15 protein-coding genes are annotated in these 22,555 nt (G+C 44.1%); 8 read left to right on the forward strand and 7 right to left on the reverse strand.

Annotated elements, in window-relative coordinates; genetic code table 11:
* Positions 1–155: 155 nt before the first annotated feature.
* The 7 genes from Q0590_RS03440 (at position 156) to Q0590_RS03470 (ending at position 10,374) form a co-directional block, all read left to right on the forward strand.
* Entirely contained in the window at positions 156–500 is a 345-nt protein-coding gene (locus Q0590_RS03440; RefSeq protein WP_302036075.1) for a PadR family transcriptional regulator, read from the forward strand.
* A 10-nt stretch (positions 501–510) separates the two neighbouring features.
* Positions 511–3,153, forward strand: a complete 2,643-nt coding sequence (locus Q0590_RS03445; protein ID WP_302036076.1) for an ABC transporter permease — start codon at positions 511–513, stop codon at positions 3,151–3,153.
* A gap of 27 nt (positions 3,154–3,180) precedes the next feature.
* Entirely contained in the window at positions 3,181–5,838 is a 2,658-nt protein-coding gene (locus Q0590_RS03450) for an ABC transporter permease (protein ID WP_302036077.1), read from the forward strand.
* Between the two features lie 13 nt (positions 5,839–5,851).
* Positions 5,852–8,500: an ABC transporter permease gene (locus Q0590_RS03455; RefSeq protein ID WP_302036078.1), complete on the forward strand. Its 2,649-nt coding sequence runs from the start codon at positions 5,852–5,854 to the stop codon at positions 8,498–8,500.
* 221 nt (positions 8,501–8,721) lie between these two features.
* Entirely contained in the window at positions 8,722–9,057 is a 336-nt protein-coding gene (locus tag Q0590_RS03460) for a cupin domain-containing protein (protein WP_302036079.1), read from the forward strand.
* Between the two features lie 29 nt (positions 9,058–9,086).
* A complete protein-coding gene (locus Q0590_RS03465) occupies positions 9,087–9,875 on the forward strand; it encodes a methyltransferase domain-containing protein (RefSeq protein WP_302036080.1) in 789 nt (262 codons plus the stop codon).
* 55 nt (positions 9,876–9,930) lie between these two features.
* The gene (locus Q0590_RS03470; protein ID WP_302036081.1) at positions 9,931–10,374 is read left to right on the forward strand and encodes a DinB family protein; all 444 of its coding nucleotides are present in this window, start codon (positions 9,931–9,933) and stop codon (positions 10,372–10,374) included.
* Between the two features lie 112 nt (positions 10,375–10,486).
* Here Q0590_RS03470 and Q0590_RS03475 read toward each other — a convergent pair whose 3' ends face one another.
* Together Q0590_RS03475 and Q0590_RS03480 are read right to left on the reverse strand one after the other, a co-directional pair.
* Complete coding sequence (locus Q0590_RS03475) at positions 10,487–11,866, reverse strand: sensor histidine kinase (protein ID WP_302036082.1); 1,380 nt, start codon at positions 11,864–11,866, stop codon at positions 10,487–10,489.
* Positions 11,856–13,229 (reverse strand): sigma-54-dependent transcriptional regulator, encoded by a 1,374-nt coding sequence (locus tag Q0590_RS03480; RefSeq protein WP_302036083.1) that lies wholly within the window; start codon positions 13,227–13,229, stop codon positions 11,856–11,858. The genes Q0590_RS03475 and Q0590_RS03480 overlap by 11 nt, the downstream gene beginning before the upstream one ends.
* Before the next feature lie 290 nt (positions 13,230–13,519).
* On the opposite strand from Q0590_RS03480, the gene Q0590_RS03485 reads away from it, so the two are divergent.
* Complete coding sequence (locus Q0590_RS03485) at positions 13,520–15,949, forward strand: ABC transporter permease (RefSeq protein ID WP_302036084.1); 2,430 nt, start codon at positions 13,520–13,522, stop codon at positions 15,947–15,949.
* 319 nt (positions 15,950–16,268) lie between these two features.
* On the opposite strand, the gene Q0590_RS03490 is transcribed toward Q0590_RS03485, so the two are convergent.
* The 5 genes from Q0590_RS03490 to Q0590_RS03510 form a co-directional block, all read right to left on the reverse strand.
* Entirely contained in the window at positions 16,269–18,935 is a 2,667-nt protein-coding gene (locus Q0590_RS03490) for a permease prefix domain 2-containing transporter (protein ID WP_302036085.1), read from the reverse strand.
* On the reverse strand, positions 18,932–19,270 hold the full coding sequence (locus Q0590_RS03495; protein ID WP_302036086.1) for a PadR family transcriptional regulator: 339 nt from the start codon (positions 19,268–19,270) through the stop codon (positions 18,932–18,934). The genes Q0590_RS03490 and Q0590_RS03495 overlap by 4 nt, the downstream gene beginning before the upstream one ends.
* 276 nt (positions 19,271–19,546) lie before the next feature.
* A complete protein-coding gene (locus tag Q0590_RS03500) occupies positions 19,547–20,935 on the reverse strand; it encodes an MATE family efflux transporter (protein ID WP_302036087.1) in 1,389 nt (462 codons plus the stop codon).
* Positions 20,936–21,038: 103 nt separating this feature from the next.
* On the reverse strand, positions 21,039–22,034 hold the full coding sequence (locus Q0590_RS03505) for an N-acetylmuramoyl-L-alanine amidase (protein ID WP_302036088.1): 996 nt from the start codon (positions 22,032–22,034) through the stop codon (positions 21,039–21,041).
* 80 nt (positions 22,035–22,114) lie between these two features.
* A complete protein-coding gene (locus Q0590_RS03510; RefSeq protein ID WP_302036089.1) occupies positions 22,115–22,537 on the reverse strand; it encodes a hypothetical protein in 423 nt (140 codons plus the stop codon).
* Positions 22,538–22,555: the final 18 nt, after the last annotated feature.

Here is a 22,555-nt window from a genome sequence, read left to right on the forward strand (position 1 = left end):
TGTCCGTTTCCGGACACTTCATCTTCTACATTACTTAGCTAAAATGCATGCTATTGGTTCCAAACCCTGTTTTTTGCACTGGCAAAGCATTTGATATACCGAAATAGAAGTAATACCTGTACTTCCTACTTGTAGAATCAATCAATCATTGTTATATGCGACGAAGCGACCTGGGTGAATTTGAAGAAGTGGTGCTGCTTGCGGTGGCGGCACTTACTCCCAAAGCGTATAGTGTAGCCATTGCAGAAGATTTGGAAAAGGCTACCGGAAACACCATTACCACCGGTGCGGTACATGCCGCCCTGCAACGCCTGGAAGACAAAGGCCTGGTAAATTCCTATATGGGGGAGGCAACGGCTGAGCGGGGCGGCCGCAGAAAACGGCTGTTCAGTGTAACACCAGCAGGCAGCCGGGTACTGCACCAGGTACGTACCATACGGGAGAATTTGTGGAGCAGAATTCTGCCGCATGCTTTACCTAAAGTAGATCTGGCCCGGTAATGCTACAAGTATGAAAAAGGCAAGCAACCTGGACCAACCACCTACGCCGCCAAAATGGGGAGACAAACTTATAGAATGGTTTTGTGACCCCCATCTGCAGGAAGAAGTAATAGGCGATCTGCATGAACGCTTCCATTTGCGGACAAAAAACAGGGGCATAGACAAAGCTAAAAATCTATATATCAGAGAAGTAATAAGTTATATACGGCTTTCTACCATTACACAAAAAGCTGCCGGTTATTCCTCACCTTTATTTCTGCATCCAGATATGATACGTAACTATTTAACCATCGCTTACCGGAACCTTATCCGGAACAAAGGATACTCACTAATTAATATTGGAGGTTTTGCTGTAGGTATGGCAGTAGCTATGCTGATTGGTTTATGGGTGTGGGATGAGACTTCCTACAACAAATACCACCGCAACTACCATCGTATTGCACAGGTACTGCAAAACCAGACGTTTGATGGAGAAGTCCGCACCTGGTGGAGCCAGGCCATGCAACTGGCACCAGAACTCCGCTCAAATTATGGAGATAATTTTACCTATGTGATTACCGCCTCCTGGACAAACGATCGACTACTATCAGTGGGAGATAAGGTGCTGACAAAAAGCGGCAACTTTATGGAGCCCCAGATATCCCATATGCTGACACTTCATATGCTGGAAGGCACAAGGGAAGGTTTAAAAGAACCTAATTCTATTCTGCTTTCGGAATCTGTGGCAAAGGCATTTTTTGGAGATGCCAGCCCCCTGGGGCAGCTGATGAAAATTGACCACCGGATGGATGTAAAAGTAACCGGCGTATACGAAGACCTGCCGGCTAATTCTGATTTTGCTAACCTGGGCTTTATTGCTCCCTTTGACCTACTGGTAAGAAGTGACGATCTGGAGCAGAAGGTGGGATGGGGAAACAGCTGGTTCCAGACACTGGTACAGATTGCAGACAATGCAGATATGGACAAAGTTTCGGCAATTATTAAAAATGCAAAAAAGAAAAAAGTGACAGCCGAAGAAGGAGCCAGATTTAAGCCAGAGCTTTTTCTACACCCCATGAGCCGCTGGCACTTATACTCAGATTTTGAAAACGGCAAAAATGCAGGTGGCCGTATAGAATATGTTTGGCTATTTGGAATAGTAGGGATGTTTGTACTGCTGCTGGCTTGCATTAATTTTATGAACTTAAGTACGGCCCGTTCGGAGAAAAGAGCCAAAGAAGTGGGTATCCGCAAAACCATCGGCTCACTCCGGAGTCAGCTCATTAGCCAGTTTATGAGTGAATCTTTGCTGGTGGCACTAGTGGCATTTACTTTAGCTGTGGTACTGGTATGGCTGCTCTTACCTGCTTTTAATGAGGTAGCAGATAAAAAAATAGCCATTGCCTGGACAGCACCTTCCTTCTGGATGGCAGGTATCGGGTTTACCTGTTTTACAGGTTTTCTGGCAGGCAGTTATCCGGCCTTGTATTTATCGGCTTTTAACCCGGTAAAAGTGCTGAAGGGTACGTTTCAGATGGGCCGCCTGGCTACCCTCCCCCGCAAAGTACTGGTGGTAGTGCAGTTTACTGTTTCCGTAACCCTGATTGTAGGCACTGTGGTGGTATACAAACAAATTGAGTTTGCCAAAAACCGCCCGGTTGGGTACAGCCGCGATGGGGTGTTTTCCATCTCCATTAAAACCGACGAAGTACGCAAGAATTTTACAGCTTTCCGTAATAATCTGCTGCAAACCGGAACCATCGTAGCCATTTCTCAGTCGGAGAGTCCGGTAACTAATACCTGGATAACCAATAGCGGATTCGTGTGGAAAGGCAAAGACCCCAACATGCAGGATGAAGTAGTTACCATGGGCATTACACACGATTTCGGAAAAACAATCAGCTGGAAGATCAGGGAAGGACGTGATTTTTCTACCGCCTTTGCCACCGATTCATCCGGCTTTATCCTGAACGAAGCGGCTGTAAAATATATGGGCCTGCAACAACCTATTGGAGAAGTAGTGAAAGCATTCGGGCGTGAATATACCATTATTGGCGTAGTAAATGACATGGTAATGCAATCGATTTATGAGCCGGTAAGACCCACTGTTTTTTATATAGACTCTTTCAACAGGGTAGGTTTCATCAATGTAAAAATTCATCCGCAGGTAAGTCCGAAAGAAGCCTTGGAAAAAAGCGAAGCTACTTTTAAAAAACATTTCCCGGCCACCCCCTTCGAATACAAATTTGCTGACGAAGACTTTGCCGCCAAATACCAGGCTGAAGAACGCATAGGAAAGCTGGCCGCGGTGTTTGCTACGCTGGCTATCTTTATTTCTTGCCTGGGCTTATTTGGCCTGGCTTCTTTCACTGCCGAACAACGCACCAAGGAAATAGGTATCCGCAAAGTGCTGGGCGCTTCTGTACTAAACGTATGGGGATTGTTATCCAGAGAGTTTGTTTTACTGGTTTGTATTGCTTTTCTGACGGCCGCACCCATTGCCTATTATTTTCTTTCCGGCTGGCTCCAGAACTACACCTACCGCATTTCTCTCTCCTGGTGGATTTTTGCCTTGTCCGGAGCCGGTGCCCTGCTGGTCACTCTGCTTACCGTAAGTTTTCAGGCCATTAAAGCAGCCCTTGCCAATCCGGTAAAGTCTTTACGCAATGAATAATACTCCATAGCCAACAACGACTAACCTATGACGAATCAACGGCCTGCTCCGCCTCCCAAATGGCTAGACCAACTAGTAGAATGGCTCTGCGCCGATCACTTGTATGAAGAAGTACAGGGTGATTTGCATGAACGCTATTACATACGGGTGCAACAACTGGGCGGGCAGAAAGCCAGAAGTTTATATTATAAAGAAGTACTGGCGTACTTGCGGCCTTCTATAATTAAACGAAATTCTATTGATAATTCACCTTCTTTCCTCCAACCTGATATGCTCAAACATCTTTTTACTATTGCTTACCGGAACTTGCTTAAGCGTAAAAGTTATGCAGCTATTAATATTATAGGTCTGGCTGTAGGAATTACCTGCTGCCTGCTCATTGCTTTTTATGTGCAGCATGAACTATCCTATGACGGGTATCACACAAATGCCGACCGGATTTACCGGGTAATTCATGCCTTCCGCAACTCTCAGAATGGCGAAACCTTGCCTCCGCCAACCCCTGAAGAATACCAGGTATGGGGAAATGCACCAGTTGGTCCTGCGCTGGCTGCCGATTTTCCGGAGATTGAAAAAGTAGTGCAATTTACCAGTCATAATAGCTTACTGCTGCAAAACGGTGAAAAACGGTTTCAGGAAGAAAATCTGCTGTTTATGGATTCTACGGCTTTCCAGGTATTTAGCTGGAAACTGCTGGCAGGAAACCCAAATACGGCTTTAGTAGCTCCTAACAGTATTGTATTAACCGAAAGTACAGCCAAAAAATATTTTGGCGATACCAACCCACTCGGGCAAACCCTCCGGGTAGAAAATCAAGTTGTATTTACAGTAACCGGTGTAATGGAAGATGTACCTTCCAACTCCCATTTTACCTTCAATGCACTTATTTCCATGACCACGTTCCGGCAGTGGCGGGCAGAAATCTTCGACTGGTGGGGCTATGTTGATTTTTACACCTATCTGTTGGTGAAACCTCAAACCGATATAGCTTCCTTACAGGCAAAAGTACCGGCATTCCTGAAACGCCATAATGACAATAAGGGCTACACAATCTCATTTGAACGGCTCTCCGATGCGTACTTACACTCCGTAGCAGGCCGCCAGCCTGGTGTAACCGGCAATCTATCTAATGTGTATATATTCTCTTTAATTGCCCTGTTTATTCTGGTAATTGCCTGTATCAACTTCATGAACCTATCCACAGCCAGGTCGATGGAGCGGGCCAAAGAAGTGGGTGTACGTAAAGTGGTGGGTGCTCAACGAAGCGGGCTAATCAAGCAATTTCTGGCTGAATCTTTATTGCTTTCGGTACTGGCTACCTTGTTCTCATGGGTACTGGCTAAACTTGCCTTGCCTTTTGTGGAAGAATTGTCTGGCAAAAGTTTTTCCTCCGAAATACTTTTTACATGGGAAGTGTTGGTTTTATTGCTGGCAGGAGCCCTTATCGTGGGGGTGCTTGCCGGGAGTTATCCGGCCTGGGTGCTGTCTCAATTCCGGCCAACGCAAGTACTAAAGGGAGCTTTTCATTCTTCCAACAAAGGTATTGCGCTTAGAAAAGCCCTGGTAGTTTTTCAGTTCAGCCTTTCTATGGCGCTTATTGCCGGAACGGGCATTGTATTTTCCCAGCTCAAGCACTTACGTTCCCACGATCTGGGTTTCCATAAGGAGCAAATGCTAATAATTAATTTTGGAAATGATCAAGGAGTGCAGCAGAAGATAGATGTCATTAAAAATGAGCTGCTAAACCATCCTTCCGTTATTTCTGTATCCGCTTCCAGGGCAGTGCCGGGAGATTTTATTCCGAATGCCCACACAGAGATCCAGTCGGCGGAAGGAGCCATGTTGCAGAATGGGCCTTTATTGTATGAAATTGACTATGATTTTATTCCTACTTTCGGCATAGAGATGGCCGCCGGAAGACCTTATTCACGGGAATTTCCGGCAGATACCGCAAAGTCACTCATATTGAATGAAGCAGCTGCCAAGTTGTATGGATATGCCAACCCGGAAGAAATAATAGGTAAGCGGTTTTCTCAATGGGGCAGAGAAGGTACTGTGATTGGCGTGGTAAAAGATTTTAATTTCCGTTCGCTACATCAACGGGTAGAACCCCTGGCCTTACGTTTTGCACCTAAATCAGAAGGCGCTCTTGGCCGCCTGGCCCTGCGGATTAAGGCAGATAATATTCACTCTACTATTACAGCTTTAGAAAAGCAATGGAACCAGCTTTCCCCACAGCGGCCGTTTCTATATAGTTTAATGGACGAATCTTTTAACAAGCAGTATCAGGCCGATCTGCACTTCGGGCGGCTATTCAGCGTATTCTCCGGACTTGCTATCCTTATTGCTTGTCTGGGTTTATTTGGCCTGGCTTCTTTCACTGCGCAGCAACGCACCAAAGAAATTGGTATCCGCAAGGTATTGGGTGCTTCCGGCTTCAGCATTGTTACGCTGCTCTCAAAAGATTTTATCAAACTAATAGGATTTGCTGTACTGATTGCCACACCTGTTTCTTGGTATGTAATGAACCAGTGGCTGGATGACTTTGCTTACCGGATTACCATTAACCCCGGCATTTTTGCAGTGGCTGGTTTACTCGCTATTCTTATTGCCCTGCTAACCGTTAGCTGGCAGGCCTTTAAGGCATCCAGAGTAAATCCGGTAACAAGTCTCAAAAATGAGTAAATAAAGGAAGTATATGCCGCCTCGTCCGCCACAATGGCTAGATAAAATATTGGAATGGGTTTGTGTCGACCATCTGCTGGAAGAAATCCAGGGTGATCTGCATGAACGCTATTCCTTACGGGTGCAGCAGGTAGGCCAGCAGAAAGCTAAGCATTTGTACTTCCGGGAAGTATTCAGTTACATCCGATTATCTAATATCAACCGTCCATCCTCTACAAAAATCTTCACGACCCCTATGTTTACCAGTTACTTCACCATTGCCTGGCGGAACCTATCCAAGCACAAATTATACTCCGCCATCAAGATCGGAGGCTTTGCCCTTGGTATTGCCGCCTGTTTGCTCATTATGCTTTTTATCCGCGACGAACTTAGCTACGACCAGCATTACCCTAACAAAGACCGCATTTACCGGGTGGTAGGTTTGTTCAATGATAATGGAGAAATTGAGAGAGACGTTTGGTTTCCGGCTCCTTTGGCTGGCGTATTGAAGCAGGATTATCCGGAAGTAGAACTAACCGGCCGCATAAACCCCAGTGAACTTTTTGGCGCTGGCAGCAACCAGATCCGCCGGGCAGATGTGCAGGAAAACTCCTATGAAGAAGGCTTTACCTACGCCGATCAGTCGCTGCTGGATATTTTGCAGGTGCCTATGGTATACGGCGAACGGAAGCATGCGCTGGATAAACCTAATACAATTGTACTTTCCAAAAGCAAAGCCGATAAGTACTTCCCCAATGAAAATCCGGTAGGCAAGCTAATGATTCTGAACAATGACGAAAAAACTCCATTGACGGTAGGAGGTGTTATCGAAGACTTTCCGGCTAATTCCCACCTGTCCTACGATTTCCTGATCACGATGACTGGCCGGGAGTTCTGGGAGGGTGAACAAGCTGCCTGGAACAACAGTAATTACCATACCTATATCTTATTTAAGAAAAAAATAGATCCAGCTCAGGTACAGAATAAATTGCTAAGTATACTGGATAGCTACTACCTACCCAGCATGAAAAAAAATGGGGTGCCTGATCCGGAAAATATCCTTGCGAAAGCCAGCTTCTACCTTCAGCCTGTAACCGATATTCACTTGAAATCGGATGGTATACATGATAGCTTAACGCATGGCGATATCCGATTTGTGTATATTTTTGGAGCTATTGCTGCCTTTATATTGGTAATTGCCTGTATCAATTTCGTTAACCTTTCTACTGCTAAGTCGGCTAACCGGGCTAAGGAAGTAGGTGTACGAAAAGTGGTTGGCTCTCTGCGGGGCAACCTCATTAACCAGTTCCTGGCCGAATCTATGTTATTCAGCTTCCTTTCTTTCGTAGCAGGTATTTTACTGGCTTTACTATTGCTGCCTTATTTTAACAGTTTATCCGCCAAAACATTAACTATTCCCTGGCAGGCATGGTGGCTGCTGCCAGGCATTGCCTTATCAGCCGTAGTTATTGGGCTGTTGGCAGGATTTTATCCGGCCTTGTATCTATCGTCTTTCAAACCTATTGATGTACTGAAAGGCAAACTCAGCAGGGGCAGCAAAAGCTCGCTTACCAGAAGTGTACTAGTCGTTTTTCAGTTCACCACCTCTATTATATTAATTGTAGGCACCTTTGTCATCTACCGGCAGATGAACTATATTTTCCACCAGAAAATTGGTTTTGATAAAGACCAGGTACTACTTATCCAGGGAGCACATACCTTAGGAGACAAAGTAAAAACTTTGAAAAATGAGCTATTACGCCTGCCGGAGGTAAAACATGTAAGTATAAGCGATTACCTGCCTGTTAAAGGGACCAAACGGAATGGCAATGGCTTCTGGATTGATGGACGCAAGAACATTGACAAAGATGTAAGCGCCCAGTTCTGGCAGGTAGACGAAAATTATTTGCAAACGATGGGAATGAAGCTAGTGGCAGGCCGGAATTTTTCTCCTCAGCTGGCTTCCGATTCACAGGCCGTTATCATTAATGAGACAATGGTCAGAAAGCTGGGATTAAAAGACCCCTTGAACCAACGTGTTTTTAACTGGAAAGCCTGGAATGTAATAGGCGTGGTGGAAGATTTTCATTTTGAATCGTTGCGCGATAGTATACAGCCCATAGTCCTGGCTTTAGGCAACAGCCCGTCTATTCTATCTGTAAAAATCAATGCAGGCTCAGATATGCAGCAGCTACTGCAATCTGTTAACAAAGTCTGGAGAGAGGTTGCCCCTTATCAGCCTATCCGCTACACTTTTCTAGACGAAAGCTATGCCCGGATGTACGACGATGTACAGCGGACCGGACGTGTATTCAGCAGTTTTGCCATATTGGCCATTATTGTTGCTTGCCTGGGGCTGTACGGGCTATCGTCCTTTATGGTAGAGCAGCGGAGCAAGGAAATAGGCATACGTCTGGTGCTGGGAGCGTCTGTGCAAAATATTTTTGGCCTGCTCACCCTGAATTTTGTCAGACTCGTGCTTATCTCTTTTGCCATTGCGGTACCCATTGCCTGGTACCTGATGCAAAAATGGCTGGAAGATTTTGTCTACCGCACCGAAGTAAGCCCTGGTATCTTCCTGCTTGCCGGATTAGCAGCCTTGTCTATAGCTATTTTCACCATCAGCTATCAAGCTATACGGGCTGCCCTCACCAAACCAGTAAACAACCTGCGGACAGAGTAATGGGCGAAGTGCATAGAACTAGGAACAGAGAGCCTAGGTAAATCAAATTTTCTTTTGCCTGTGCCCTTTATGGTTCCTTTGTGTTCTCTGTGGTTAAGTAGGTAAACAGATTTGTTTTATAAAATAGCATTATAGAATCAGGTAATTATCAGATTAAAATTTGCACATCAGCACATTTTCTTACTCTTTTCTTTCACAGCAAAATAGAACTGCTACTACTTATGAACAAAAAAGAACTCTCCACAGAAATTGCCTTACAGGTGTTAAAAGAAAGCGGACAGGTATTTACAGAAGTATTCAACCATGGAAGCTTGTCTGTGGAAATATACAAACCCGATAAAGTAGACCACCAGAAACCCCACGACCGGGACGAAATTTATGTAGTGATCTCTGGAACCGGCACCTTTCTGAATGGTGGTAACACATGGCCATTTAAACCAGGCGATTTTCTGTTTGTGCCAGCAGGTGTAGAACACCGCTTTGTTGAGTTTACAGACGATTTCAGCACCTGGGTTTTCTTTTACGGACCTGTAGGAGGAGAAAAAGAGAATCTATAAATTGGCAGCATTCATTTTACAATAACTCCATGAACAAACACATTGAAAGAGACGGTAAAGCAACAGCCAAACATTTTGACACCCGTAATCTGCAAAATGATTATGCTACTCTGCCTCCGCTGCTAAAAGAAGGAATGCGGGTACTGGATGTGGGTTGCGGCACAGGTGCCATTTCTAAAGGAATAGCAGAATTAGTGGGGCCATCGGGCCATGTCGTAGGCATTGACCATACAGAAGCCTTTATCAGCAGCGGTAAAGAAACCTACAAGCATGTTCCTAATCTGGAGTTACACCATGCCGACCTGTTCACTTTCGAGCCGGAAGAAAAGTTTGATCTGATTGTTTCGGCCAGAGTGCTGCAATGGTTAAGCAATCCCAAAGTTGCCTTGCAAAAGCTGAAAAGTTTATTAAAACCAGGAGGTCAACTTTCTATTCTGGATTATAACCATGAAGCCCTGGAATGGCAACCAGAACCGCCTCAAAGCATGCGTACATTTTACCAGACATTTCTGAAATGGCGGGCCGATGCCGGTATGAACAACCACATAGCTGAAGATTTAGCAGAGTATATGCAGGAAGCTGGCTTCCATTCTATTGAGGTACTAAACGCCAATGAGATATATAAAAAAGGAGAAGCCAGCTTCAAAGATAAAGTAGCTATATGGTCGAAAGTAGCTGGTTCCCGGCAGATGGTGGACGAGGGCTACATTACGGATAAAGAGCGGCTACAAGCTATTGAAGAATACAATCAATGGATCGAAACAGATGCCCAGCTGATGGTTATGAAACTGAAAGAAACCAGAGGAAAAATTGATTGATAGGCTAATCATTTAATGTGCGGATGTGATGAGCAGTACCTGAAAATATAATCCCATGCAACAAGCAGACGAACTTCTAGGCATGATTGATAAAAGTGTAAAAGCTTTTGAACAAATACCACCAGAAGACTGGGTAGCTACACCTACTCCCGAAAAATGGTCTAAACAGGAAATATTGGGGCATTTGATTGATAGTGCCATAAACAATATCCGGCGGCTGGTGGTGGGCCAGTATGAACCCAATCAGAAAATGATTTACTTTCAGGATCAGTGGGTAGCTGCACAAAATTACCAGCAAGCCCCTTCCCGGGAGTTACTAGATCTTTGGCGGCTGCTGAATCTACAAATGGTACGGGTAATGAATAATGTTCCACCGGAAAAACTACAGAACACCGTTGATACCGGCAAAGGAACAGTCGCTTTTCATACGCTGGAATTCATCATGACGGATTATGTAGCTCACCTTAAACACCATGTAGCACAGATTGCAGGCAAGTAGAACAACCTTGATTCGGCATATACTAAAAACTACGCGTAGCTTTTAGTATAGCATTAAACCTGTTAGGTTTTCAGAAGCCTAATAGGTTTAATGCTTGTGGCATACAGTAAATTTACCTGAATGTTACTGTTTGAATGGGAAACCGCAATTCCACCTTTGTCCCTACCCCTGTTTGCGACTGCACCTTAATATTTCCTCCATGTAAGTGCATGATCTGCTTGGAAACTGGCAAGCCAATACCAGAACCAGCCGGCTTAGTGGAGTAGAAAGGAATAAATATTTTATCTAGTTTATCTGCCTCAATCCCTTTTCCATTATCTGCTACGGCTACAATTACTTTTGAATCTTGAGTGATGGCGTTTAATTCAATCTGAGGATTTACTACATCTTCCAGAGCCTGCAAACTATTGGTAAGCAAATTAATTAATACTTGTTCCAGCAGCTTAGCATCTGCCTGTATAGTTAAATCCGGAGGAACCGGCAGAACATATATGCTTGCTTTATATTTAGTTATTTCTCCTTGCATTAATCTGGAAACGGATGCTAACAGATTACCTATGTTGACTGGTGCCAGTTGAGGAGTAGGTATTCTGGTGAGTTGGCGGTAATCGTTCAGGAAATGCAGCATGCCTCTGCTTCGTTTTTGGATCGTTTTTAAAGCAAGCCGGATATCTTCCAGGTTTTCCTCCGTAATTTCTGCCAGAGGTTTCTGATTTCCATCTTCTTGCTCCACAATCATCAGCATAGTTTCTGTAAGGGAGGAGAGTGGCGTTACAGAATTCATAATCTCGTGGGTGAGAATGCGGATTAATTTATGCCAGGCTTCTATTTCTTTGCCTTCAATTTCATTTTTTATATCACTAAATGTAACAACCCGGTAAGGCTCCCCTAGTAATATAACCGGATTAACTCCTACAGAAAATTGTCTTTTTTCACCCTCAATCACTACCTCTGCCAAACTGCTTCCGCCTCTCAACCAATGGTCTACGGCTTGTGTAAAGGAATTTCTTTTACTCTGCAGCTGCTTCCATGATACAATATTTTGCACATCCAACAACTGCTCTGCCGCTTTATTTATCAGCACTATTTCATGTTTACTGTTTAAGGAAATTATTCCTGCCGATACATGCTCAACAATTAGTTTGAAGTAGTGATACTGCGATTCTTTCTGGGCTTCTACTTCCTTATACGCATTAATGGCCCCCTGAAATGACTGGTGTAATTCTTGAAAAGCCGGATGTGTGCCAGCATCATCAGCAAAACTAACGGAATAATCCTGATGCCTGACCGCTTGTAGAAACCTGGCTAAGTCGCGGGTTGTTTGGGTAACAAAATGAACGAGGTTATATATTTGAAAACTGAGAATAAACAGCAAAACCAGCTGGCTGAAAAACAGATCCGTTCTGGCAAAAATAAAAGCCAGGCAAACCACATTGGCCAGGATCAGCCCTACCCGGATGGCCACACCTACCGAAAACCGCTTATAAACCATATTTATTGAGTCTCCTGTACAAAGCCGGCCGGGTCATGCCTAACTCTCTGGCTACTTTAGATATATTTCCTTCGTATTTTTCTATCAGTTCCCGCAGGTAATTGCGTTCCACTTCCTCCAGCGTTAAGGTGCGGCCTGGCTGTGTTGTGGGCATGCGTACCTGATTCAGAAACAAATCCGGTGACGAAATACTAGTGCCTTCACTTAAAATAACTGCCCGTTCTACGGCATGTTGCAGCTCTCGGATATTTCCGGGCCAGATATATTTCTTTAGCTTAGCCAGTACAGCAGGCTCTATTCTCAACGCCGGTTTCTTGTATTTCCTGGCATACATTGCAAGAAAATGACTAATCAGTAACGGAATATCTTCTGCTCTTTCCCGCAAGGCAGGCACCCTAATTTCTACCGTATTAATCCGGTAAAGCAAATCCTGCCGGAAGGTATTTTCATAGACCATCTCATGCAGGGGCATATTAGTGGCACAAATCAGGCGTATATCTACTTTTTTCTCCTGGTGCGATCCTACCCGGCGTACCGTACGGCTTTGCAACACAGTTAATAGTTTGGTCTGCAATGGCAAAGTCAGATTGCCGATTTCATCCAGAAATATGGTGCCGCCGGATGCCAGTTCAAAGCGGCCTGGTTTGTCTTCTTTAGCATCCGTAAAAGCCCCTTTTACATGGCCAAATAACTCACTTTCAAACAAAGTTTCGCTGATAGCCCCCAGGTCTACGCTGATAAATACTTCTTTCTTGCGTAAGGAATGAGTATGCAAAGCCCGGGCTACTAATTCTTTGCCTGTGCCATTTTCTCCCAATATCAGCACGTTAGCATCTGTAGGGGCTACTTTCTCCAGTAAGCCATACAGTTCTTTCATTGCCGGAGAATTGCCGATTAATTCCCCGTATTGCCCGTGTATATCAGCACTTAATTGCTGCTGGGTATTGCGGAGTTTTTCAACTTCCAGCTTCGACTTACGCAGTTGTATAGCCGACAAAATCGTAGCCAGCAGTTTCTGGTTCTCCCAGGGTTTTAACACAAAATCCGTAGCTCCTGCTTTCAGAGCTTGTACAGCCAGTTCCACTTCGCCATAAGCTGTCATCAGAATAATACTAGCCTGTGGATCTTGTTGCAAAATCTGTTTTAGCCAATGCATGCCTTCTTTGCCACCATTTTCGCCTCTGGTAAAATTCATATCCAGCAGAATAACATCTAGTATAGATTTACTCAAGATAGCTGGTATGTTCTTAGGTTGTAGTTCTGTTTGTACGGTAAATCCATGCTGCTTCAAAAACATCTGGGCGGTGCTCAACACATCCGGGTCATCATCCACAATTAGTATACTTCCTTCTTGTTTGGTCATAAGATTCTCGGCTTCTACACCTGTGAGGTTTTAGAAACCTTACAGGTGTGTATTTCCATCAAGGTAAAAAACTGTAACGGAAATAACTAATCACCTGTAACGGAACTGTTACACCCGTCGAACCCATACGATAACTTGATTATATATAAATTACTGATTATCAAATAAATAATTTAATGGCATTGCCTTTGTCTTATGGAGTGGGCAGAGGAAGAATATATTGAAATTACTCTGCTTAAATATTGCTTACATTCTCAAAATTTCTAATTTTCAAATTATCTCATTCACCTATGCTCCACCACTATCTGAAAATTGCCATCCGGAACCTGCTGAAGCAGAAATTGTATACGGTAATCAATATTATGGGCTTGGCTATGGGCCTTGCCAGCTGTGTGCTGATCATCCTGTTTGTGATGGAGCACCTCAGTTTTGATAAGTTTCACCAACGGGCCGACCGCATTTACCGGGTCAATTACAAAGGAAAATTATCTGCGGATAGTGACCCATATCATATCGGTGCCACTCCACCACCCGTAGCACGTACCCTCATGAACGAATTTCCGGAAGTGGAACTGGCTACCCGGATTTATCCGAAAGGCAGTAACCTGATCCGTTACCAGGACAAATCTTTTGAAGAGCAACATGTGCTGGCGGTGGATTCAAACTTTTTCAAAATATTCAGCTTCAAATTACTAGAAGGCGATCCCTCTACAGTTTTCAGCGAACCTAATGCAGTAATTGTAACAGAAGAAATGGCTAAAAAATACTTCAATAATCAACCGGCCATGGGTAAAATTCTGAGTTTCGGCGATGAACGTACGCCATATAAAGTAGTAGGGGTGGCAGAAAATCCACCTTATAACTCTCATTTTACATTCCATATGCTCACGTCTATTAACACGGAAAAACAGGTGCAGCAGTTCGACTGGAGTTGGATATACTGTGCCCTTACTACCTATGTGCAAGTAAAAGAAGGTGCTTCTGCAGACAGGATACAAGCTAAATTTCCGGATATGGTCAGACGGCACGCAGGCAATACCATTGGACGAATTTTTGGTACTTCTATCAAAGACTTTGAAAAAAGCGGTAACAGCATACAATTATCTCTGCAACCCCTTCCAGCTATTCATTTGTATTCGGCAGGAATCGGCAGCGGACTTGGTACACATGGGGATATAAAATACCTATATATCTTTTCCTGTGTGGCTATATTCATTTTGCTGCTGGCCTGTATCAACTTTATGAATTTGTCTACGGCTCGTTCGGCTGGCCGTAGCAAGGAAGTAGGCGTACGGAAAGTACTAGGTTCGGTGAAAAGTCAATTGGTTGGTCAGTTTCTTACTGAATCTATGTTAACCAGCCTTATTGCCATGTTGCTGGCTTTTGCCTTGGGAGAACTTTTCTTGTTGTTGTTTAAAGATCTATTATTTGAAGGTCTGGATACCAATTTATTAAACCAGAACTGGATCTGGCTTTGCATGGTGCTGCTGGTTTTTATAGTGGGCATTGTGGCAGGAAGCTACCCGGCTTTTTATTTGAGTGCTTTTAGGCCTGTAGAAGTATTGAAGGGCAAGCTACGGATGGGAGTGAAAAACAGCCGGATCAGAAGTAGCCTGGTGGTTTTTCAGTTTGGTGTGTCTGTCTGCCTCATTATCTGTACGATGTTTGTATTCCGGCAACTTTCTCATTTGAGCAATATTAATACAGGCTTTACTAAAGAAAATGTGCTGGTAATTACCAATACTGACCGGCTGGGAACCAATAGAGGTGCTTTTAAGCAAGCATTAACCAATATGCCAGAGGTAGTGAATGCCAGCTATGCTACAAACCTTCCCGGAACCGTAATTGACTCAGATTTATTTAAGCCGGAAGGAGCAAATACAGAAGATCAGTTGCTGGAGTTCATTACGGCAGATTATGAGTATTTGCAAACATTGAATATAACATTAAAAGATGGCCGCAACTTCTCCAGAGATTTTCCTTCCGATGCCGATGAAGAAGAGGGTGCTATGCTTATTAATGAATCTGCGGCGGCTATTTTAGGCTGGGATAATCCTATAGGTAAACATTTACGAAGTGCCAGAGATGATAACAACCGTAAAACCATAGGGGTTATTAAAGATTTTAATTTCAGGTCTTTACATAGCCCGATTAAACCTTTGCTTATTTTATTGGCTCCGGAAGGAGATTACATGGTGGTACGAATAAAGCCCAGCGAAGGAAAAAAAGTGATAGGTGCTTTAGAAACGAAATGGAAATCTTTTTCGCCAAATGCGCCATTTGATCATTTCTTTATGGATGAACGGCTGAATGCACAGTATAAGGCTGAACAGCAAATTGGGCAAATATTCTCCATTTTCACGAGTCTGGCTATTTTTATTGCTTGCCTGGGGTTGTTTGGTTTAGCTGCTTACACCACCGAACAACGGGCTAAAGAAATAGGCATCCGCAAAGTATTGGGCGCTTCGGTAATGGGTGTGGTAAATTTACTATCCAAGGATTTCTTAAAATTAGTTTTGCTCGCCAATATTATTGCCTGGCCGTTAGCCTGGCTGCTGATGGATTACTGGCTACGTGATTTTGCTTACCGTATTGATCTAGAACCCTGGGTATTTTTGGTGGCAGCCTTACTGGCGGTGATCACTGCCCTACTTACCGTATTTTATCAGGCTTTTAAAGCTGCACAGAATAATCCGGTAGAGTCATTGCGGAGTGAGTAGTAAAGAGGTTTATAATACTCATATAAAATTCAGAGCACGTATTAACTTTCAAAAGGAGACTATATAGAGATTTTTTGTCCTCCAGGGCCGGACAGGCCCCGCCTTGTCAACACCGCTCTATACAATCCGCACATACCTGCTCCCAGTGCCAAAGATTGTATAAGGTGGCTTTTGGCAAGGCTGTTATCAATTACCAGGCTATCTGGTTTTTAGTTTAGTATACATTGAATACTGAATAAGAGAACAAGGAATGCCGAATATTGAAGGAAGCCCTTCCCTATTCATTATTCCTTGTTCATCTGTTCAACATTCCATCGCCCTACTCCGAACGCAACGCTTTTACCGGATTGGCTAAGGCTGCTTTGATACTTTGGTAGCCTACTGTTAGCAGGGCAATTAACGTTGCTGCGATCCCTACTCCTATGAAAATCCAGATGCTTATTTCAATCTGGTAGGGATATTCATTCAGCCACTGTTGCATGAAGAACCAGGCTAAGGGGATGGCAATGCCTAAGGCAATAAGCACCAATTTTATAAAGTCTTTGGAGAGCACAAAAATAATAGCTGGAATACTGGCTCCCAGTACTTTCCGGATGCCAATCTCCTTGGTCCGTTGCTCGATTACCAGCAATGCCACCGCGAACAATCCCGAGCATGACAACAAAATGGCTACAAAAGAGGCAAGTCCAAAAATCTGAAAGAGTCTTTCTACATCCCGGTACCAGGCTTCTATGTTTTCGTCCAGAAACGAGCCTATAAATTCCGTTCCAGGGGCTACTTCTTTCCATACCTCTTTCATTTTATCCATACTGGCAGACAGGCTTGCCGGAGCTACCCGCACGAATATGTAATGAATGGGCTCTGAATGGGAAAGATGCATGGTAATGGGCTTAATCTCATTGGCTAACGAATACAAGTGAAAATCAGGGACAACGCCAATAATTTGAATCTTCGCACCTGCCGTATCTGTCTGGAAAAACTTACCTACGGGTTCTTTTTCACCAATCATATCTGCCATACTTTGCGTAATAACCACCCGGTCTAAGGAATCGGATGGATAGGCCGGATCAAACTCACGGCCACCCAATAAAGGGATTTGTAAAGTCTTTATATAGTCATAATCTACCAACAGCCAATCGGAAGCCACTTCTTTGCCTTTGTAATTAAAACCTATAACGGACCGTGAATTGGTACCATCTTTCCCCCGCCCTAGATTTACGCCAGTACCAGTAATGGATACAATTGCCGGATCAGAGGCTAATTTGTTTCGCATCCGTTGAAGCACTTGCCGGCCATTGGCCTTGCTTCCTACCGGAATACTGATTACCTGCTCTTTCTCAAATCCCAGGGGCTTCTGCCGCATATAGTTTACCTGCTGAAAAGCGATTACCGAGCAACAGGCAAGCAAGGCAGACATAGCAAACTGGGCCACAATCAATGAATTGCGTAATACACCGGGACGTTTCAACGAAATTTTTCCTTTCAGCACTTCCACCGGATGGAAAGCCGCCATCTGTAAAGCCGGATATCCACCAGCTACCAGGGTAACCAGGACAAATAAACCAAATAGCAGGGCAATTACCTGTGGCTGGAGCATATACTTAATCGTGAATTTAGCTCCAAAAGCGGCGTTAAACTCAGGTAAAAGCACATAGGTAAGCAGCAATCCCACTACAAAGCCTAAAAAGCAGAGCAAGGTAGATTCTCCCCATATTTGTACAAAAAGTTGACCTTTCAGCGCACCCAATGTTTTCCGTACGCCTACTTCCCTGGCCCGGGTAAAGGAACGGGCTATACTTAAATTGACAAAGTTGATGCAAGCAATGAACAGAATAAATAATCCGATACCTATAATGGCATACACCATGGCTATTGGAGGGCCACTGGAAATATCTGTGTCAAAATGTACCTTGGAAAGATTCTGTAAGCGGATAGCAAATATGTCCCCGTTCTTATCAGGTTTAGCTCCTCTATTTTTTAAGCTCTCTATTTCTGCTGTCAGGTATTTCTGGGCAAAGGGCTTTAAGCGGCTCTCAAATGTTTTTTGGTCCACATGAGGGGCTAATTTTACAAATGCTTTATGCGAAAAAGCATCCCATTGGTTTTGAGTAGCCTGGTAATTAGGCAGGTTTTCTACCCGGATCAGGGCATCGAAGCGGATGGAAGAATTCTCTGGTACATCTGCCAATACACCGCTTACAATATAGCCTTTCTGGTTCCCTTCGCCTCCAATTTGCAGTACTTTCCCCATCGGATCTTCCTTGCCAAATAGTATCTGGGCCATAGTTTTGGTGATGACAATGCTCCGTAGGTCCATAAGCACCGTTTTGCTATTTCCTTTAATCAGCGGAAAAGAAAATATCTGGAAGAAATCCGGATCGGTCAGGGTTACATCTTTCTCTACAAACTTCCCTTTATACTCTAGGGTACTTTTCCTCATTTCCATCACTCTGGCGGCTCCTTCCACATCTTCATATTCTGCTTTTAAGGCGGGAGTCAGCGGTAAAGGCATATTACCCATACGCTCTATTTTTTCTGGCGCATTTTTAAAAAAATAGGTTTGAAAAATACGTTCCTGGTTCTGGTGAAAGGAATTGAACGAAAGTTGAAAATACGCAGTCAGAAACAGAAAGGTGCAGATACAAAAGGCCACAGACAAGCCAATACTATTAATGGCCGCATAACCTTTGTTGCGCCAGAGCGTACGCAAGGCGATAGTAACATAACTTTTAAGCATATCGAAGGGGAATATAGGGGTAGATGGATATAAAGATGATTTTCGTTTAATGGCAAAAGGACGGATAAAGCCCAGTACATCCCAGATATAACGCTGGCGGGCCTGCCTCTCCCCTATCCGTTCTACTTGGTAATAGAATTCCTCATGCAAGTCTCCCTGCAACTCTTCCAGCAGATGTGGCGCACAAAACCACTCCAGCAATTGATCGGCCCAGCGGGGCGGCTGTGGTATGTTGGGGTGTTGGTTCATATACTGGTAAGCGGTTTGAGTGGACGGGGCAGTAAATGGAGCAGTTGAGAACGGATAGCTTGAATATCTAATAACGTTTGCTCGCCATAGGCTGTAATAGTAAACAGGCGTTTGCGTCTGCCGCCGCGTTCGGCCGTAGCTTCACCCATTCTGGAGTTTACCATTCCTTTTTCTTCCAAGCGCTGCAAGGCCGCATGCACCTGGTTCAGCCGGACACTGCGGCCGGTTTGTTCGATAATTTCGTGGGTAATGGCTACTCCATAGGCATTGCCTTCCAAGAGGACCACTGTTAGCAAAACTATTTCTTCAAATTCGCCTAGGTATGTTCGTTTCATTCAATAAGCATTAAATCTATATTTGCTGATCAAATGCTTTGCCAACAGAATAAAAGTGCGATTGTGCTAAAATTAAGCCTGTTTAACTAGTATACGAACTCTAAAAAGTGTCCGCTTCCGGACAGTTGATTGTCCGGTTTTGAAAGAGGGAAAACTACCATTGACAAATAAAGAAAAAAACCTGTTAGGTCTTCCCTGACTTAAATCTGTCTTGAATGTTAGAAAGACCTAACAGGTTTACTCTCATTGCAACGTCCTTTAGAGCTTGGTAAAAAATTACCCAATCAGACTCTTCTCTGGCTTAGCAGATTTTACACCAGACGAAAGTTTGTAGAAACGGAAGGTGAGCAGTACAGCTGAAACGGTAAGCCCGGCCAGTAGTCCGATCCAGATTCCTTGTACGTTCATATGAAAAGTAAAGGCCAAGATATAACCCAGGGGCAAGCCAATTACCCAGTAGGCTACCAGAGCAATAACTGTAGGAACGTTTACATCTTCAATACCCCGTAAAATACCCAGTCCTACTACCTGCACGCCATCCGATAATTGAAAGAATCCTCCAATAATGACCAATGAAGCCGCCAGACTAACCACTTCTATGTCTTGTATATATAACCTCACCAGAAAATAATTGAGTGAAAGAAACAGTATACAGGTAAGGGACATAAAGATAACCGCCAGAGTGAGGGAGACAGTGCCTGCCCGGACAATCTTTGGCTGGCTGCCTATGCCAAAAGCCTGTCCTACACGAATGCCGCCGGCAGCACCAATTCCGGCAGCAACCATATAGGTAACGGAAGCCAGGTTAATGGCAATCTGGTGGGCAGCCAGAGGTACAGTGCCCAGCCAACCGGCAATTATGGCAGCTCCGGAAAAAGCGGCTACTTCAAAAAACAACTGAAAACCGCCCGGTAAACCTAACTTCAATATTCTCCGGATTAGCGGCAGGTAGGAATAATCCGCAGGTGGCGGCTGTGTGAAAGCCCGGAACATAGGAGCCCGGAAAATATATACCAGCATGGCAATGGCCATAAAAATCCGTACGAGTAAGGTAGCAAACCCTGCTCCGTTTAATCCCCAGGCCGGCATACCCAGTTTCCCGAAGATAAACACCCAGTTGAAAAATACGTTCAACACAAGCCCAATCAGGGTAATTACCATGGCTACCCTGGTATATGACAAACCGTCGCTAAATTGCTTAATAGCCAGAAAGAACAGCATCGGGATAACCGACATACCAATGATCTGGAGGTATTCTACGGCTAATGCTTCTACCTCCGGTGTTTGCCTAAACCAATGAAAGTTATACGACAGCAGCACAATTACCAGACATAACCCAACGCCAAAGAAAAGCCCTAACCGGACACCTGTCCGCAGCAGATAGCTGCATTCCTGCTTGTCGTCTTTTCCGTAGGCAGCTGCTACTTGCGGTGCAATAACAGAAAGAGTTCCCATGCCAATAATGGCTATTAAGAAATAAACAGAATTAGCAATACCCGCAGCCGCAATGGGAGCTGCTCCCAGCTTGCCTACCTGTATATTATCGGCTACCCCCATAAGTACCGTACCCAGTTGTGCGATAATAATAGGCACACTTATTTTTAGCGTGGCAGCAATATCCGGACGGTATAAGCGCCGCATATTGGGTTGAAAAAACGGGAGCATAGCTGTGAGCTGATTTTGGAGGTGCAAAACTAGCCATTTCCAGCCAGATTATAGTAAGAATGACTATTGACGAATAACTATTGACGAATGATAAAAAATTTCATTATTCATTATTCATTACATACCGTTCTTTTACCCGTACTTCTTCATGCCTTGCTTCTTCGGCTTTACCTAACTTTTGAAGAATAGTAGCCCGGTAGCTGTGGCATTGGGCGGCAACATAGGAATCGGGAAATGATTTGGCGGACCGGGTAAAAAGCTCCATTGCTTGCGTAAGAGAAATAGAATCTCCTTTCCGGAACAGTTTTTTGCCTTCTTCAAAATCTGCTTTCCATTGTAATGCAACCGGGTTCATGCGTTCGGCTTCCTGAAATGCGGCAAAAGGAGTAAGCTGCACCTGGCTGTTCTTCTCTGCTATTGGCGGATGTGAAGCGGAAAAATATTCTTCCAGGGCTTTTACAAAGGCTTGGGCTTCTTTCTCATTATGATGTTTGCTTTTCAGCCGCTTTTCTTCAACTGCATTAGTAAAAAATGAAGCTTCCGCAATAATTCCCGGAATGCCATAAGTTCCTCTTAACACTTTTGTGCCAGCTGTAGGGAAAATGGTATGGTCAGACACTACACTTACCGGGGTTTTTCCACCATACAAAAATTGTTTTAAATGCTTTGCAACTGCTTTTCCCAGCTCTACACTGGCTACATTTTCAGAAGCATTTCCATGAAAATATACAATAGGAAAATTTACACTCCGGTCGGCTGTGCCATTATGATGGATAGATAAAAATACATCTGCTTTGTTATCTACAGCTAAGTTGATCCGGTCGTCAAAGCTGATGTTGCTATCGTCGGTGCGGGTAATCCATACTTTTGCTCCTTTCTTCTCCAGCATTTCCTTTAGCAATAAGGCTACCCGCAGATTGATCCATTCTTCCCGTTCGCCAGTTATTCCTTGCCGGAAACTATCGGTAGCGGCTGTACCACCATGGCCGGGGTCCAGGCAGATTATCTTTCCTGCCAAGTTGCTCTGGGCACAAGTACCCGCCGGGAGCAACAACAGCCAGAAAAACAGGCAAGCTAGAAGTACTTTAGTTTGTATCATCTGTATTTACTTACGTCTTTGCAGAAAAACAAAAAGACCCTTGGAAGGCCTTTCTGTTGTGTCAACTAATATATGTGCTATTAAGGAATAGTTAGAGTCAGTGTACGGGTATTAGTTAGATCATTAGTCGTTACAGCAGCTGCTTCCAACACGATTTTTTTTCCAGCGGCTGTTGCCGGTACCGTATAGCTGAATTTTTCTACATAGGAATTATTGGTATCAAAACCACTGATTGATTTTGAGTTAATTTGTTGCTTGGGATCGGTAGCCACTGTTTCGTGCAAGATCAGCTCTTTTACAGCTACATTTGGCGAGTAAAACCGCACGGTAAGTTCGATTGTTTCGCCGGCTACCGGCGTAGCTTTGGAAGCCGTAAAAGCCGGTATTGTAGCTACCGGGCCTACCACATCATACAGATCTTCTTTATCTTCCAGGCAGGATGTTAACCCGGATATAGCCACCAAGGAGAGAAAGTATATAAAGTAGTTAGCAAAGATTTTCATATAGTAAAATTTTCAATG

The organism is Rhodocytophaga aerolata (assembly GCF_030503435.1).
GTDB classification, from domain to species: domain Bacteria; phylum Bacteroidota; class Bacteroidia; order Cytophagales; family 172606-1; genus Rhodocytophaga; species Rhodocytophaga aerolata.

Excerpts from the sequence above, each read along its gene's own strand:
- Q0590_RS03450 (WP_302036077.1), top strand. The coding sequence starts at position 3,181 with ATGACGAATCAACGGCCTGCTCCGCCTCCCAAATGGCTAGACCAACTA.
- Q0590_RS03445 (WP_302036076.1), top strand. The coding sequence starts at position 511 with ATGAAAAAGGCAAGCAACCTGGACCAACCACCTACGCCGCCAAAATGG.
- Q0590_RS03455 (WP_302036078.1), top strand. The coding sequence starts at position 5,852 with ATGCCGCCTCGTCCGCCACAATGGCTAGATAAAATATTGGAATGGGTT.
- Q0590_RS03505 (WP_302036088.1), bottom strand. The coding sequence starts at position 22,034 with ATGATACAAACTAAAGTACTTCTAGCTTGCCTGTTTTTCTGGCTGTTG.
- Q0590_RS03500 (WP_302036087.1), bottom strand. The coding sequence starts at position 20,935 with ATGCTCCCGTTTTTTCAACCCAATATGCGGCGCTTATACCGTCCGGAT.
- Q0590_RS03495 (WP_302036086.1), bottom strand. The coding sequence starts at position 19,270 with ATGAAACGAACATACCTAGGCGAATTTGAAGAAATAGTTTTGCTAACA.
- Q0590_RS03465 (WP_302036080.1), top strand. The coding sequence starts at position 9,087 with ATGAACAAACACATTGAAAGAGACGGTAAAGCAACAGCCAAACATTTT.
- Q0590_RS03510 (WP_302036089.1), bottom strand. The coding sequence starts at position 22,537 with ATGAAAATCTTTGCTAACTACTTTATATACTTTCTCTCCTTGGTGGCT.
- Q0590_RS03480 (WP_302036083.1), bottom strand. The coding sequence starts at position 13,229 with ATGACCAAACAAGAAGGAAGTATACTAATTGTGGATGATGACCCGGAT.
- Q0590_RS03490 (WP_302036085.1), bottom strand. The coding sequence starts at position 18,935 with ATGAACCAACACCCCAACATACCACAGCCGCCCCGCTGGGCCGATCAA.
- Q0590_RS03440 (WP_302036075.1), top strand. The coding sequence starts at position 156 with ATGCGACGAAGCGACCTGGGTGAATTTGAAGAAGTGGTGCTGCTTGCG.
- Q0590_RS03475 (WP_302036082.1), bottom strand. The coding sequence starts at position 11,866 with ATGGTTTATAAGCGGTTTTCGGTAGGTGTGGCCATCCGGGTAGGGCTG.
- Q0590_RS03460 (WP_302036079.1), top strand. The coding sequence starts at position 8,722 with ATGAACAAAAAAGAACTCTCCACAGAAATTGCCTTACAGGTGTTAAAA.
- Q0590_RS03470 (WP_302036081.1), top strand. The coding sequence starts at position 9,931 with ATGCAACAAGCAGACGAACTTCTAGGCATGATTGATAAAAGTGTAAAA.
- Q0590_RS03485 (WP_302036084.1), top strand. The coding sequence starts at position 13,520 with ATGCTCCACCACTATCTGAAAATTGCCATCCGGAACCTGCTGAAGCAG.